Source organism: Sphingomonas sp. GC_Shp_5 (assembly GCF_026540855.1).
Classification (GTDB): Bacteria; Pseudomonadota; Alphaproteobacteria; order Sphingomonadales; family Sphingomonadaceae; genus Sphingomonas.
On sequence record NZ_JALNUP010000043.1, the window covers coordinates 1 to 12,888 of the forward strand.

Consider the following 12,888-nt stretch of genomic DNA (forward strand, 5'->3'; position numbering starts at 1 on the left):
CTGCCGTTCCGGTCGACCCCGGCATCCACCTGCGGCTCCGCTCCGTTGAACCATGGCGTAGCCACAATAAATTGCTCTGCGTGATCCGCCGACGCGAAGGGACCTACTAGCCTGCCCCCATGCCGGTCCTTGAATGTCGTTCCCTCCACCCACTCACCTTCAAGAAGATAAGTCTCTCCGTTGGAGAACTTGCGAACCTCCGCCGAACGTCTGCCATCCTTGCTGTAGAGGGTGGACGTAGCTTCATACGTCAACCCTTCAAGCGACCTCTTGGCTTTGAGGCCGAACAGTCGTTTGAACCACGTCATCGGCACCCCCTGCCACTCTGGGGCATCCTGCCTCGGGAACCTATGTAAGCCAACGTCCGCGATTGGGCGGATGCGGTCACAAGTCGGTACTTGTCGCGACAGCACGCCATAGGATCGCGCCTGCTATAATCAGCAGCGGCGTGGCAATGATAATGCCCCGCCTAATGGCTTTGGCGATCCGGCCATCTCGCCTTTTACGATTGTTGCGAGCCTTCATCGTGATCGCAGCCTGACAGGCTTACTGAACGTCCGCAATCAGTGTGGTCGACGCGAGGCAGCAAAGACCAGTTTTGGGCGTTAGCGGCCGATCAGGCAGCCAGAGATACCCTATCCTGCCCTCGTTGGGCTCACTTTTTCAGCTCGACTTCCAGGATCCCGATCAGGGCCTCTATGAGCCCGAGCGCCATCGCCGCCTCCTCGCGCTCGAGATGGACGCTCTCGGCATGGAAGTCGTCCAGCTGCCCCTTGATCCGCGCGGCCACAGCCCGGCCGATCTCCATGATATCGGGTTCAGTCACGCTCTCGATCTTTCCTTAAAGGCGGATACCTCATCCGCCGCGGTGCCTTCAGGGGCGCAGGAATGCGTCTATTTTGCAGTGGCAGATAGGGGCAGTACCCCGACGATACCCTCACTTCTCCTTCGGAGCAGTGGGGCCAGTGGCACTCCAATTGTTGAACTCCGCTGCGGACGCCTCGGCATTTGCGATCTCGGCATCAAGCGCCGGGAGGTTCGCTGGAGCGCCGCGCGCAACGTCTTTTCGCAACAGTCGCATTTTAGCCAAAAGCCTTTGATCTGCCGCGCGGGTTTCGATCAGCGCCTTGCGGGTTTCCTCATCGCGTGCAGCTGCAGCGCCTCGGTCGCAGCCTGCTAAGCCAAGCAAGAGGTTGGCGCTGCAGGCAGCGCCAACCCACGCACATAGAAGTCTGCTCCGACTCTGCTTACCCAACGCAGTCATCCGTATCGACATTGTGTCTGGAGTGTTGCCGTAACTACTCCTGCCTAGGCCTCGCCAGCCAAATCAAAGACTGGGGGGGATGATTCGAATGAACGGAGCGGTGTTCCGAACTAATCCAGGGTGCGTGCGGGGCTGTTCGCCCTGTGAGATGAAGTGCGCCACGATCACTGCTGTCCTTGATCAGCGATGGCGAGATCTGCAGCTGCTGTTGCGGGACTCGGGTAATTTGCCGCCTCGAGCAGCGGACCTCGAAGCTGCGAAAACCCGGTGGGAAGCAGCTGCGCAAGCTCACGAGCGAGTGCGGCCTTCCCCGCCGAGCAGTCCGCTACCTCCAGCAATCCCTCGAACATTCGAGCCAGGGCGTTCTCGCTCGGTAGAGCAACAGGCAGCATGACGTGCTGGACCAACGGCGCTGGACGAGGAGGCGGAGCGCCCTCGTTCGGATCGTTCGTATCACCTGTGAGATATTCGACCGAGGTGTGCAGCGCACGCGCGATAGCCACCAAATATGGCGACCATCGGTATGGCTTGCGAATCAGCCCGTTCAGCGTCGACTGTCGCATCTCGGCCCGGCGCGCCAGTTCGGATTGGCTCGCGATGCCCAGTGCTTTGCGCCGCTCCTCGATGCGTTCACCGATAGTCATAGATGAGGACGCTAACGGCGATCCGTTGGAATTAAATGCGAGCATGCCGTTGACCATCTAACAGCATGCCGTTAGCTCTAGGTCGTGGCAATCGAGCACGATCTTGATTCTGAGTTGGCGAAGGCGGTCCGCGCAGCGGGTTCGCAGTCGGCTTTCGGTCGCCTGATCGGCCGTCGGCAATCGACAGTCCGGGAGTGGCTGAAGTCGGGCAAGGTGCCGCCTGAAGCCGTGCTTGCTGTAGAGAAAGCCACCGGCGTGAGCCGTCATAGACTGCGTCCTGACGTGTATGGCCCGGCGCCACGCTCTGCGCCTACCACAGTGGCGCCAAACAGCGGCGCTGAGTCGCTGGAGCCCGCCCGATGAACCATGCCGACTTTAGCAACCGGTTCGCCGAAGCAAGCCGGTTCCACGAAGCTCAGCGCATGCGGCTCGACAGGAATGCCGCACCCCAAACTCGTGCCGAGTACGACGCAGAGGTGGCAGCCTGGCAACGTCGTAATGACCGATATGCTGACATGACGAAGCAGCTCAACGCCGACCCGGGTGCCGCGCTCGAGGCGCTTGGCATCGGGACCGACGAAGAGCGGGAGGCGGTCACGCGTCTTATAGCTAATGCGCGCCGCCGACTTTGGGAGGTCAGCTGTGCGGCGGAGTAACGTTCGGCAGCTTCTGACCACGGAAGATGAGTTCGTCTTTGCGCTGACGCAAAGCTTGATCCGTCGCAGGATCATCGGACTTGTAGAGCTCGCCGACAAGCCGTTCGGCGTAGAAGTGGAGCCGATCCACGTCCGCTGTACCATCGCGCATTTCGCCCAGCACTCGCCAGATGAAGTTTGCCGCGAACTCGGCATCTGCTCGAGCGCGCGCGTCCAACAGATGTGCGCTCGCGGTATTATCCTCAGCCATTCTGATTCTCTTTCGTCGTTGCTTGGACCCACGACGATAGCCGGACGGGGAGAGGCTGCAAGCCTCTCCCCCGAAGGGCAAGGGACGCGCGCTGACGTGCGCATCATTCGTTCCAACAAGTTCGGCCGCTCGCAGACCGGTCGATACCCTCGGGCACTGACCACCCCGACGGTAAGAAGTCTGCGCGCTCCCAAGAGCATCGGTGCCGGTCTTCCTCTCCTATTGGCCGGCACCGATAGCGCGCTTGTGGATCCTTTCGCTCAGCCGCTGGCAGGCCGGCTGAGCGCACGTTGCATGTTGCTCGGGGCGCCCGGGGCTGCCGGCACACGGCACGTGAAGCAGTCTGCCTATTCCCACGGGGCGGCGGGTCGCCCTGGGCTGCTGCGCGCTCTCCCGCGCGCGCCCAAAGCTGGTGAGGAGCAAACATCAGCAACCCGCGCCCTTTCCCTGCGATCACGGCGTGATCGTCCCACGGATCTCGCCGGCATGATGCAGCCAACGTCAGCTCGTTTTCGCGCAGGTGAAGCATGACCAACCCACGTGAGCCGATGACCGTCGAGAACACGCTGCACCTGGTGATCGGCACGATCTCGATCGAGCGCGCGGCGGAAGTGACAGGCCGCTCTCTGGGCTATCTGCGCGCGCTGTCGAACCCGTACACGCGAGAGCGACTGGCGTTCGATGACGCGATCAAGCTCGATCTCGAATGGCGCGCCCAACAGCAAGAGGGCTACCCGCTCCTCGAGACCTATGAGCGGATCCTCAAGTCGGAAGCGCAACTGCGTTTCGCCAGCGCCGAGGCCATCGGCAGGCTCGCCTGCATCGTCGCCAAGGAAGCTGGTGAGGCGACTGCTGCTCTGGTGGCGGCATCAATGCCTGGCGCATCACGCGAGACCTGGAAGGTGGCTCTGCGCGAGTTGGAGGAGGCCGGCCAGGCTAACGCTCCCGCCATCGCCCTGCTGCGCGAGCTGATCGACCCGCCGACCGACGCGCCGCTCGAGCCCCCGCCGTGAGCTGAGCCGCACCTAGCCACGAACATCGCCAGCCCTGCCGCCCCGTCGACCATCCTCGCCGGGAACGGCTTTTCGCATGCCGGAAGCCCTCCATGTCCGACGCCTCGACCGATGATGACCAGCCTGAGGCCGATCCACTGAGCGCCGGGGCATATCTCCGCGACCAGCGTGAAAAGGCCGGTCTGACGGTCGAGGATTTGGCGCTGCGCGTTGCGACTGATCCTCGCCTGGGAGTATTCGAGCGCCTGGCGTGGATCCGCGCCATTGAAGCGGACGTGGCACCGCTACAGCCACATAACGCGGCGGCCCTCCTCGGAGCGATCCGCCTCGACCTTGCCGAGGTCGCTCACCTGATGGCGCTCGCTCGCGATCGCCAGCCTACCTGGGTCGGCTTCGATCCGGCCACCGGCGCGGGCAGCATGGCATGAAGACGCTCCGCCGTATCCACGTCGCCGGCATCATCCTCTCCGGCAGCTCGCTGGGGCTGGCGCTCTGCGGGATGACGCGCGCCAGCGTCGCGCTCCTCGCCGCAACGACCTGCCTCCAATTCTTCAGCCTCGAAGCGCTTCGTGCGCTCACCACCAACCAGCCCTGGAGCAAGTAGCCATGACGAAGCTCGTTCATCGCGCCTGGCACCTCGAGGAGCCCCGCCGGCTCACCGTGGAGATCCACGAGACGGACTGTTTGTGCCGCGCCTGCGCGCCTGATCGCCTCGACACGATTACCATGGGCAAGCTGGCTGCCGCAGGCGCCGCGGCCGGCACCATGATCGCCTTCGTCTACGATCCCGCCGGCGCGGCGCATGCTCTTGCAGCGATCTTCACAGGCGCCTGGTGATGCATCTGCTCTCCGGCATCGCCTTGCTCGCACTCGCCGCCCTATGCGCCTGGATGTCCACCTCGCCGCTGTTCCAGAGCAGCTGGGAGGATGGCTTCGACAGCGCGCGGGCCGATCTCATAGCGAGTCGAGTTGCGGTTGCGACAGCAGTGCTGTCAGCATTGTTGGCGGGAAAGCTGCTCTGATGGGCGTCGTGATCGCCCTGGGCGCGATCCTCGCGCTGGTGTTCGGCCTGCTTCTCCTCGCCGCCACGATCAAGGTGGCGGTAGGCAACTGGCGCCGGACACAACGCGAGATCGCATCGAGCCGTGCTCAGGCGATGGATCGTCACCGGTGAAGCTCGAGGCTGACCAACGCCAGCACGACATTGAGGACGCGATCGCGTTCGCCAGCTCGGGGAGCGCGCCGGTTTGCGCCCCCCTCACCGACTTCGACGCACCGACCGTGCCCGCGGCCGATGTGAGCGCACCCGTCGGCCGCTCGTCGAAACCTGCGCTCGCGGCCGCAGAGCCGGAGACCGTGTCACCATGAACCATGCGAGCACCGTTAAACAAGCAGCTGCTGTCCGAGCCACCCGCGAGACCCTGAGCCTGGGCAAGAAGGTCCAGCGCTCCGTTGCGCCGGCCGAACCCGTGCTGCCGTCGATCGTCACCATCGTGCCTTCTGCGCCGCGGCTGTTCCCTCTCGGCCAGCTCATGCGCGCCAGCGAGAACGTGCGCCACACGAACATTGAGGAGGGCTGCGAGGAGCTGGCCGACGACATCCAGGCGCATGGCCTGCTGCAGTCGCTGATCGGCTACGAGGACAGCGACAAGATTGAGATTGTCGGCGGTGGCCGGCGCTTAAAGTCGCTGCGTATCGTCAAGTCTCGTGGCCTCATCGATGACACCTGGCTCGTGCCGGTGCTCATCCGGAGCGTCGACGAGGCGGTCGAGCTGTCGCTTGCCGAGAACCTGCAGCAGCGCACGATGTCGCCGGTCGACGAGTTCTTCGCCTTCGCGGAGCTGATGAAGCGCGGCGACACGTCGCCGGCCGAGCTGGCTAAGCGATTCGGCTTTTCTGAACGTGTCATCAAGCAGCGGTTGCGCCTGGCCGAGCTGGCAAAGCCTATCCTCGATGCGCTCGCCGATCGGCAGATTACCCTCGACGCCGCGATGGCCTATGCGTCCAGCCAGGACCAGGCGCTGCAGGCGGAAGTTTTCGAGGTTCAGCAGAAGCGCGGCCGCAACGCCCATCAGCCGGCCGCGGTTCGTCTCGCCCTTCGCATGAAGGGCGTTGCCACCGACGATCGCCTGTTCTTCTTCGTCGGCCGCGAGCGGTACGAGGAGAGAGGCGGCACCTACGAGGACGACCTGTTCGACGAGCCCGGGCGGACACGGGTGCTCGCCCAGCCGTTCCTGCTGGAGACGATCGCCGATGGCATGGTCGACCTGCAGGCGGTGCGTCTCCTCGGCCAGCTGCGCGACAATGCGGCTTGGTCGCCGGCGATCGTCGGCTTTGTGAAAACCCCCGATCTCCGGCTGCACCTCCACGGTACCAGCCTCAAGATCAGGCCGCCGGCGGGGTTTGCGCTAGTCGAGCGGGACAATGGTCAGCAGCTATGGCGCGCGATCCGAGAGAACGGCCTAAAGGCGCATGTCCTGGTCGGCGTTGATCGCGACGGGCAGCTGGCGGCGCTGCAGCGCTGCGCGTTCGTGCCGATCGCGCAGAAGAACCAGGCGCTGAAGCCTTCGGTGGCCGACACGGCCGAGAACCGGGAGCGATCGGCAATTGCGGAGCGGGAGCGCGATATCATCCGGTGGTCGCGGCGCCTGGCGGTACCGCCGTTCGCCGGTACCGCGCTCGAGGGCCGCGTCTTCTGGCCCGACGCGCAGCACGACCGGCAGGAGCAACGGACGATTGGCGGCCAGTCGGGTTTCCTGGTCTCCGCCAACATCTTCGTCACCGATGACGAGATCGCCGCGCAGCGGAAGGCAGCAACGGTCGAGGCCGATCGACGCATTGCCGCGCGGGCGGCCGAGGGAGCAGCGGCATGATACCCGAAAGCACGAATGGACCCGATCAGGCGGGCGCCGAGCTGCTGCCGTTCGTCGCGCCCACTTCGTCACAGATGAGGGCTGCCGCCGCGATCGTCGACAGCCCGTCGGTGATCGGCGCGTATGCGGCCTACGATTGGGGTGAGCTGAGCGAGGCCGCGCAGGTTTGGATCGCCGCTATCGTCCGGGAGGCACGCCGTTGACCGTCGTCCGCTCTCCTGAGCGCGTCGGCATTGCCGAGGCATGCTTGATCACCGGGATCTCGCGCCGCACCCTCCAGGATCTCGCGCCATCGATTCCCGGCGCGAGCAAGCCGGCAGGGCGCTGGCTCTTCGCCGTCGCCGAGCTGCGGGCTTGGGTCACCAGAACAACGAAGGGGCCTTCATGCCTAAAAACCTCTACCTCCGCGCGGGGATATACTGGGCGCGGTTCAAAGTTCGCGGGGTCGAATACCGCGAAAGCTTACGAACGCGTTCTGAGCGGGTCGCGGTGAAACGTCTCGCCGCCCGTCGCGAAGAGATCGAAGATCAGGTCGTCTATGGGATTGCTGGTCCTGTGGCCTGGCAGGATGCTGTGGTCAGCTGGAGTGGCGAGGCAGAGCGAGCGCTCGGCGCCAAGTCCTATAACCGCTACCTGAGTAGCTTGCGGCAGCTCAGGGGGTTCTTCGATCACCTCTCTGTGCAGGAAATCGATGCCGATGTCCTGAAGGAGCTGATCAAGGCACGTAAACGCGCCGGCGTGAAGAACGCCACGATTCGGCGCGACCTGACTGCCGCATCGAGCGTGTTCAACCACGCGATCGACGAGGGCTGGATCGAGGAGAACCCTACCGAGGCGATCAATCGCCGGCGGATCGTCCCAGAGCGCAAGGCAAAGATCGTCCTGCCTCGTGAAGACATGATGGCGCTGGTCTTCCCCCGCCTCGACTCACGGATCCGCGACATCTGCGAATTCACCCGTGAGGTGGGCCTGCGCCTCGACGAGGCAACCATGCTTAAACACGCGGCTGTCGATCGGCGCGAGCGGATCATCACCGTCGAAAATGGCAAGGGCAACAAGGTCCGCGCCGTGCCGCTTACGGTCGAGGCTGAAGAGATCATCGACCGTCAGCCGCGCTATATCGGCAAGCCTTGGGTGTTCTGGCAGGACAAGGGCGCGATCCTCAACGAGGTCTCGTCCCGAATCACCGGTGCCAATCGTCGTGCGGCACGAAAGGCGGCACACGAAGGCGTCGAGTTCCAGGCCTTCAGCCACCACGACTTTCGCCACCTGTTCGCGGTGGAATACCTGCGGCGCGGGCGGGGCTCGATCTACGACCTCCAGGGCGAGATGGGGCACACCCACATCAGCACGACCGAGGAGTATCTGGCGTTCCTGACGCCTGACCAGGCGCGTGCCGCGAAATCGATGGTGGCACAACGCGGCGCACACGAACAGCGGTTCGGCACCGAGACAGCATGAAGAAAGCTAGGGAAACTGCGGCGCTGAGCGCGATTTGGGGAATGGGCTTCGGAGACTTAGCAAACCGCTGGTTTCAGCCACTCACCCACGTCTCCGGCTGCGGCAGGATTGCGGCTATAGCGAGGGTATTGCGATCGATCAACCGAATGGATGCAGGCGATTGACCGCAAAATTTCATGGCCTCGGCGCGTCGTTCATTGCCGGGCAAGCCGCTTCCTGATTAACCAGGGTGATCGGGGTGTGCCGATGGGGGATTGCCATGCGTATCGTTGGATTGGGACTGGCAGCCGCCGCGACGCTGGCGGGGAGCGCCCCGGCGCAGGTGGCGACCATCGATCCCAATCGCGCGATCGACGGCGACTTGGCTACCAACGCACCCGCGCAGCCTCCTCGGCGCGCGGCGAACGCGCCAGGGTTTCAGGATCAGGCGCCAGCCAGCGAATTGGAACAGCCCGATCGCGAAGACGCACCGCCGCCGGCACCGATCGTCACCAACGGCAGCCAGCAGGCGCGCGCAGAAGCCACCACCCATGCCGCCGATACCTATGAGCGCGACGATCTGCTCGCGGCGGGCGAAGGCGTGTTCGGCAAGGGTGCCGCAGGGCTTGCCGGCATCCTGGAGAAAATTCTCAAGGATCAGGGCCGCCCCAACGCCTATATCGCCGGGCGTGAGGCTGCCGGGGCGTTCGTCGTCGGCCTGCGTTACGGTTCAGGAATCATGACTCACAAGGTCGAAGGCCAGCAGCCGGTCTATTGGACCGGCCCGTCGGTGGGCTTCGATGTCGGCGGTGATGCCAACAAGGTGTTCGTGCTGGTCTACAACCTCTATGATACCGAGGATCTCTATCACCGCTTCCCGGCCGCCGAGGGCCGGCTGTATTTGGTCGGCGGCTTCGCGGCGAGCTATCTGCGGCGCGGCAATGTGGTGCTGATCCCGATCCGGCTCGGCGTCGGCTATCGGGCCGGGGTCAATGTCGGCTACATGAAGATCACCCACAAGGCGAAGTGGCTGCCCTTCTAGCTGTCAGCTAGGCTTCCAGTCGCCAGCCGATCGCCTGGCCGGCCATGAACGGCACCACGGCAGTATCGCCCTCGCCGATCCGATCGGGCACGATGGCCCGGTCGCGCACCAGCGTCACCGTGCCCTCGTTGAGCGGCAGCCCATAGAAACGCGCGCCATGTTCGGCGGCGAAGCCTTGGAAGCGGTCAAGCGCACCCTCCTCGTCGAATATCTGCGCATAGGCCTCGAGTGCGAACGGCGCATTGTAGATGCCCGCGCAGCCGCAGCCCGATTCTTTGGCGCCGACCACATGCGGTGCGCTGTCGGTGCCGAGGAAGAAGCGCGGCGATCCAGATACGGCGGCGTGGCGCACGGCCAGCCGATGCGCCTCGCGCTTGGCGACCGGGAGGCAATAGGCATGGGGGCGCAGGCCACCGTCGAAGATCGCGTTGCGGTTGATGATCAGATGCTGCGGGGTGATCGTCGCGGCAATCGGATGGGTGACCTCGGCGACGAACGCTGCCGCCTCGGCGGTGGTGATATGCTCGAGCACGATCTTGAGCGCGGGATAGGCGCGCAGCAGTGGCGGCAGCACCCGATCGATGAACACCGCCTCCCGGTCGAAGATGTCGACAGCCCGATCCGTGACCTCGCCATGGATCAGCAGCGCCATGCCGGCGCGCTGCATCGCCTCGAGCACGGCGCCAAGCTTCATGATATCGGTGACGCCGTGCGCCGAGTTGGTCGTCGCGTGCGCGGGATACAGCTTGCAGGCGGCGAACACGCCGGCCTCATAGCCGCGCACGATCTCGGCCGCGTCCGCCTGATCGGTGAGATAGCAGGTCATCAGCGGCGTGAAGCGGGTGCCCTCGCCCAGCGCCGCCAGGATCCGCTGCCGATAAGCCTCCGCCGCCGCGACGCTGATGATCGGCGGCGTCAGATTGGGCATGATGATCGCCCGGGCAAACTGTCGCGCCGTCGCCGGAGCGACCGCCTGCAGCATGGCGCCATCACGCAGGTGGACATGCCAATCATCAGGGCGGCGGATCGTAAGGCGGTCGGTCATGCCGATCCTCTAGTCCTGCCGGCGCCACGCCGCCAGCGTGCGGCCCTTGGAAATTGCTGCCTGGTGCCTAGGTGAGACAGATGGACCCGACCACCCTTACCGATCGATCCGTGCTGCGCCTCGCCGGCACCGACGTGCGCGGCTTTCTGCAAGGGCTGGTGACAGGCGACGTCGCGCTGTTGGCGCCCGACACACCATTGTGGACGGCATTGCTGAGCCCACAGGGCAAGGCGTTGTTCGATTTCCTGCTATGGGCCGACGGCGACGACGTGCTGGTCGACGCCGAAGCCGAGCAGGCTGACGCGCTTGCTCGCCGGCTGGCCATGTACCGCCTGCGCCGCGCCATCACCATCGAACCCACCACCGTGGCCGTGCACTGGTCGCCGACTGGGAATATCGGCGTGCCCGACCCGCGCCTGGCCACGCTTGGCCGGCGATGGCTCGGCGTGCCGACGGCGCCGGCGGACGGCTGGCTGGCTCATCGGTTATCGCTCGGCGTGACCGAAGGCATTGGCGAACTCGGCAGCGGCGAGACGCTCTGGCTCGAGTGCAATGCCGGCGAGCTAGGCGGCGTCAGCTTTACCAAGGGTTGCTATGTCGGTCAGGAGAATACGGCGCGGATGCATTATCGCGCCAAGGTCAATCGCCGACTCGTCGTGGCGCCTTTGGCGGAGCCAGGGCAGCGTACCCGCGCGAGCTATCCCGAGCTTGGGCTGATGGTCGAGCACCGCCGCGTCGAGGCGCTGGGGGATGCGTTGCGGCCAGCGTGGCTTGAGGCGGCACTCGCGGCGGACGAAGCGCTGCCCTGACCCAGGCGCGACCTGACCCGGCCGCGCCCGGCCCGTTGTCAGCGACCAACCGCGGTATAGCTGAACCCTGCCGCCTCGACATCGCCGCGACGATAGACATTGCGCAGGTCGACCATCACCGGTGCCGACATTAGCCCCTTGAGCTTACCGAGATCGAGCGCCCGGAATGCATCCCATTCGGTGACGATGACCACCGCGTCCGCGCCCTCTGCCGCCTCATAGGCATCCTTGCAGAAAGTGAGTTCCGGCATCATCGCCTTGGCCGCGGTCATCCCCTCGGGGTCGTAGCTGCGCACGGTCACCCCAGCATCGCCGAGCGCCTGCGCGATTGCGATCGACGGTGCATCGCGCATGTCGTCGGTGTTGGGCTTGAACGTCAGCCCGAGCAGCGCCACCGTCTTGCCGCGCGGCTCGGTTCCGAGGGCGTGGAGCACCTTGCGGCCCATCGCGCGCTTGCGGCTGTCGTTTACCTTCACCACCGCCTCGACGATATGCACCGGGCTATCGTGATCCTCGGCGGTCTTGAGCAGCGCCAGCGTGTCCTTGGGGAAGCATGAGCCGCCATAGCCGGGTCCGGCGTGGAGGAACTTCTTGCCGATGCGATTGTCGAGCCCGATCCCGCGGCTGACGTCCTGGACGTCGGCGCCCACGGCCTCGCACAGGTCGGCGATCTCGTTGATGAAGGTGATCTTGGTCGCGAGGAACGCGTTGGCCGCATATTTGATCAGCTCGGAGGTCCGGCGGCTGGTGAACAGGATGGGCGACTCATTGAGATAGAGTGGCCGGTAGACCTCGCGCATCACCTTGCGCGCGCGCTCGTCGTCGGTGCCGATCACGATTCGGTCCGGGCGCTTGAAGTCGCCGATCGCCGCGCCCTCGCGCAGGAACTCGGGGTTGGAGACGACCTGGACGTCGATGTCACCACGCCGCTCGCGCAGGATCCGCTCGACCTCGTCGCCGGTGCCGACCGGGACCGTCGATTTGGTCACCACCACCGTCGGGCCAGTCACCGCGCCGGCGATCTCCTCGGTCGCGGCAAATACATAGGACAGATCGGCATGGCCATCGCCGCGACGGGTCGGCGTGCCCACCGCGATGAAGATGGCGTCGGCGCCAGCAACCGACGCGGCAAGGTCAGTGGAGAAAGTCAGTCGCCCCGCCGCGACATTGGCGCCGACCAGCGTATCGAGCCCCGGCTCGTAGATCGGCATTCGCCCCGCCTCGAGCGCCGCGATCTTGCCCGCGTCCTTGTCGACGCAGATCACGTCATGGCCGAAATCGGAAAAGCACGCGCCCGATACCAGGCCCACATAACCCGAACCGATCATCGTGATGCGCATCTATCGTCCACTTTGTTCAGGAGCCGTAGGGCCCGCTTGGTCTGCCGCCTCTAACGCAGCGGCGGACTATTAGCAGCAACGGTGCGGGGCTGAATGCCCATTCGCTGCGGCAGCAACAAAAAGGGAGGCCGGCATCGCCGACCTCCCCAATTGCATTCCAACGGTAGGAAGGGTCTTACTGACCCGAACCCGGACCGTAGGTGACTTCCACGCGACGGTTCTGGACCTCGCGGACGCCGTCGGCAGTCTCGACGCGCGGGCGGCTCTCGCCGAACGCTTCGGTCGAGATCGAGCCATCGGGGATGGCGTGCGACGTGAGATACGCCTTCACGCTGTCCGCGCGACGCTGCGACAGACCGACGTTGTACGACGCCGAACCCGACTTGTCGGCGTGACCCGCCAGCATGACCTGCGCGTTGCCGCAGCTCTGATACTGGGTGACGGCGTTGTCGAGGATCGACGAAGCCTCGGGCGTGATGTCCGACTTGTCCCACTCGAAGAACACGATGAAC

General features: G+C 64.9%; 19 protein-coding genes. 12 read left to right on the plus strand and 7 right to left on the minus strand.

All coding sequences use genetic code 11. The features are described from left to right. The 3 genes from OXR60_RS19115 to OXR60_RS19125 all read right to left on the minus strand — a co-directional run. A partial coding sequence (locus OXR60_RS19115; protein WP_267397616.1) for a hypothetical protein occupies positions 1 to 308 on the minus strand: 308 nt, incomplete at its 3' end. 347 nt (positions 309 to 655) lie between these two features. Then, the gene (locus OXR60_RS19120; protein ID WP_267397617.1) at positions 656 to 826 is read right to left on the minus strand and encodes a hypothetical protein; all 171 of its coding nucleotides are present in this window, start codon (positions 824 to 826) and stop codon (positions 656 to 658) included. A 602-nt stretch (positions 827 to 1,428) separates the two neighbouring features. Next, positions 1,429 to 1,908 carry a helix-turn-helix transcriptional regulator gene (locus OXR60_RS19125; RefSeq protein WP_267397618.1) on the minus strand — a complete coding sequence of 160 codons (480 nt, stop codon included), beginning with the start codon at positions 1,906 to 1,908 and terminating at the stop codon, positions 1,429 to 1,431. 359 nt (positions 1,909 to 2,267) lie between these two features. Between OXR60_RS19125 and OXR60_RS19130 the strand changes: the two genes are divergently transcribed. Then, complete coding sequence (locus OXR60_RS19130) at positions 2,268 to 2,564, plus strand: hypothetical protein (RefSeq protein WP_267397620.1); 297 nt, start codon at positions 2,268 to 2,270, stop codon at positions 2,562 to 2,564. On the opposite strand, the gene OXR60_RS19135 is transcribed toward OXR60_RS19130, so the two are convergent. After that, positions 2,545 to 2,814: a hypothetical protein gene (locus tag OXR60_RS19135; protein ID WP_267397622.1), complete on the minus strand. Its 270-nt coding sequence runs from the start codon at positions 2,812 to 2,814 to the stop codon at positions 2,545 to 2,547. The two genes, OXR60_RS19130 and OXR60_RS19135, sit on opposite strands and share 20 nt — an antisense overlap. Positions 2,815 to 3,341: 527 nt before the next feature. On the opposite strand from OXR60_RS19135, the gene OXR60_RS19140 reads away from it, so the two are divergent. The 10 genes from OXR60_RS19140 (at position 3,342) to OXR60_RS19185 (ending at position 9,182) form a co-directional block, all read left to right on the plus strand. Next, the gene (locus tag OXR60_RS19140; protein ID WP_267397623.1) at positions 3,342 to 3,827 is read left to right on the plus strand and encodes a hypothetical protein; all 486 of its coding nucleotides are present in this window, start codon (positions 3,342 to 3,344) and stop codon (positions 3,825 to 3,827) included. 92 nt (positions 3,828 to 3,919) lie between these two features. After that, a complete protein-coding gene (locus tag OXR60_RS19145; RefSeq protein WP_267397625.1) occupies positions 3,920 to 4,255 on the plus strand; it encodes a hypothetical protein in 336 nt (111 codons plus the stop codon). Next, entirely contained in the window at positions 4,252 to 4,431 is a 180-nt protein-coding gene (locus OXR60_RS19150; protein WP_267397626.1) for a hypothetical protein, read from the plus strand. Before OXR60_RS19145 ends, OXR60_RS19150 begins: the two co-directional genes overlap by 4 nt. Positions 4,432 to 4,433: 2 nt before the next feature. Then, positions 4,434 to 4,664: a hypothetical protein gene (locus OXR60_RS19155; RefSeq protein WP_267397628.1), complete on the plus strand. Its 231-nt coding sequence runs from the start codon at positions 4,434 to 4,436 to the stop codon at positions 4,662 to 4,664. Then, positions 4,661 to 4,849, plus strand: coding sequence for a hypothetical protein (locus OXR60_RS19160; protein ID WP_267397629.1), 189 nt, complete (start codon positions 4,661 to 4,663; stop codon positions 4,847 to 4,849). The genes OXR60_RS19155 and OXR60_RS19160 overlap by 4 nt, the downstream gene beginning before the upstream one ends. Beyond that, positions 4,849 to 5,001: a hypothetical protein gene (locus tag OXR60_RS19165; RefSeq protein ID WP_267397631.1), complete on the plus strand. Its 153-nt coding sequence runs from the start codon at positions 4,849 to 4,851 to the stop codon at positions 4,999 to 5,001. Before OXR60_RS19160 ends, OXR60_RS19165 begins: the two co-directional genes overlap by 1 nt. A 73-nt stretch (positions 5,002 to 5,074) precedes the next feature. Continuing rightward, complete coding sequence (locus OXR60_RS19170; RefSeq protein WP_267397632.1) at positions 5,075 to 6,700, plus strand: ParB/RepB/Spo0J family partition protein; 1,626 nt, start codon at positions 5,075 to 5,077, stop codon at positions 6,698 to 6,700. Then, positions 6,697 to 6,903: a hypothetical protein gene (locus tag OXR60_RS19175; protein WP_267397633.1), complete on the plus strand. Its 207-nt coding sequence runs from the start codon at positions 6,697 to 6,699 to the stop codon at positions 6,901 to 6,903. The genes OXR60_RS19170 and OXR60_RS19175 overlap by 4 nt, the downstream gene beginning before the upstream one ends. A 286-nt stretch (positions 6,904 to 7,189) precedes the next feature. Further along, the gene (locus OXR60_RS19180) at positions 7,190 to 8,161 is read left to right on the plus strand and encodes a tyrosine-type recombinase/integrase (RefSeq protein ID WP_267397634.1); all 972 of its coding nucleotides are present in this window, start codon (positions 7,190 to 7,192) and stop codon (positions 8,159 to 8,161) included. Between the two features lie 259 nt (positions 8,162 to 8,420). Continuing rightward, positions 8,421 to 9,182 (plus strand): DUF1134 domain-containing protein, encoded by a 762-nt coding sequence (locus OXR60_RS19185; RefSeq protein WP_267397635.1) that lies wholly within the window; start codon positions 8,421 to 8,423, stop codon positions 9,180 to 9,182. A gap of 7 nt (positions 9,183 to 9,189) precedes the next feature. Here OXR60_RS19185 and pyrC read toward each other — a convergent pair whose 3' ends face one another. Further along, positions 9,190 to 10,227, minus strand: a complete 1,038-nt coding sequence (gene pyrC / locus OXR60_RS19190) for a dihydroorotase (RefSeq protein WP_267397636.1) — start codon at positions 10,225 to 10,227, stop codon at positions 9,190 to 9,192. An 80-nt stretch (positions 10,228 to 10,307) separates the two neighbouring features. Here pyrC and OXR60_RS19195 point away from each other — a divergent pair, with 80 nt between their 5' ends. Next, positions 10,308 to 11,036: a folate-binding protein gene (locus OXR60_RS19195; RefSeq protein WP_267397637.1), complete on the plus strand. Its 729-nt coding sequence runs from the start codon at positions 10,308 to 10,310 to the stop codon at positions 11,034 to 11,036. 38 nt (positions 11,037 to 11,074) lie between these two features. Here the strand turns inward: OXR60_RS19195 and OXR60_RS19200 are convergent, their stop codons facing one another. Together OXR60_RS19200 and OXR60_RS19205 are read right to left on the minus strand one after the other, a co-directional pair. After that, positions 11,075 to 12,376 carry a UDP-glucose/GDP-mannose dehydrogenase family protein gene (locus OXR60_RS19200; protein WP_267397639.1) on the minus strand — a complete coding sequence of 434 codons (1,302 nt, stop codon included), beginning with the start codon at positions 12,374 to 12,376 and terminating at the stop codon, positions 11,075 to 11,077. 175 nt (positions 12,377 to 12,551) lie between these two features. Next, positions 12,552 to 12,888, minus strand: a 337-nt coding sequence (locus OXR60_RS19205) for an OmpA family protein (protein WP_267397640.1), incomplete at its 5' end; no start/stop codon positions are given.

Bases quoted from the DNA above. Each gene is read 5' to 3' on its own strand.
- OXR60_RS19125 (WP_267397618.1), bottom strand. From the start codon at position 1,908: ATGACTATCGGTGAACGCATCGAGGAGCGGCGCAAAGCACTGGGCATC.
- OXR60_RS19130 (WP_267397620.1), top strand. From the start codon at position 2,268: ATGAACCATGCCGACTTTAGCAACCGGTTCGCCGAAGCAAGCCGGTTC.
- OXR60_RS19135 (WP_267397622.1), bottom strand. From the start codon at position 2,814: ATGGCTGAGGATAATACCGCGAGCGCACATCTGTTGGACGCGCGCGCT.
- OXR60_RS19140 (WP_267397623.1), top strand. From the start codon at position 3,342: ATGACCAACCCACGTGAGCCGATGACCGTCGAGAACACGCTGCACCTG.
- OXR60_RS19145 (WP_267397625.1), top strand. From the start codon at position 3,920: ATGTCCGACGCCTCGACCGATGATGACCAGCCTGAGGCCGATCCACTG.
- OXR60_RS19150 (WP_267397626.1), top strand. From the start codon at position 4,252: ATGAAGACGCTCCGCCGTATCCACGTCGCCGGCATCATCCTCTCCGGC.
- OXR60_RS19155 (WP_267397628.1), top strand. From the start codon at position 4,434: ATGACGAAGCTCGTTCATCGCGCCTGGCACCTCGAGGAGCCCCGCCGG.
- OXR60_RS19165 (WP_267397631.1), top strand. From the start codon at position 4,849: ATGGGCGTCGTGATCGCCCTGGGCGCGATCCTCGCGCTGGTGTTCGGC.
- OXR60_RS19175 (WP_267397633.1), top strand. From the start codon at position 6,697: ATGATACCCGAAAGCACGAATGGACCCGATCAGGCGGGCGCCGAGCTG.
- OXR60_RS19185 (WP_267397635.1), top strand. From the start codon at position 8,421: ATGCGTATCGTTGGATTGGGACTGGCAGCCGCCGCGACGCTGGCGGGG.
- pyrC (WP_267397636.1), bottom strand. From the start codon at position 10,227: ATGACCGACCGCCTTACGATCCGCCGCCCTGATGATTGGCATGTCCAC.
- OXR60_RS19195 (WP_267397637.1), top strand. From the start codon at position 10,308: ATGGACCCGACCACCCTTACCGATCGATCCGTGCTGCGCCTCGCCGGC.
- OXR60_RS19200 (WP_267397639.1), bottom strand. From the start codon at position 12,376: ATGCGCATCACGATGATCGGTTCGGGTTATGTGGGCCTGGTATCGGGC.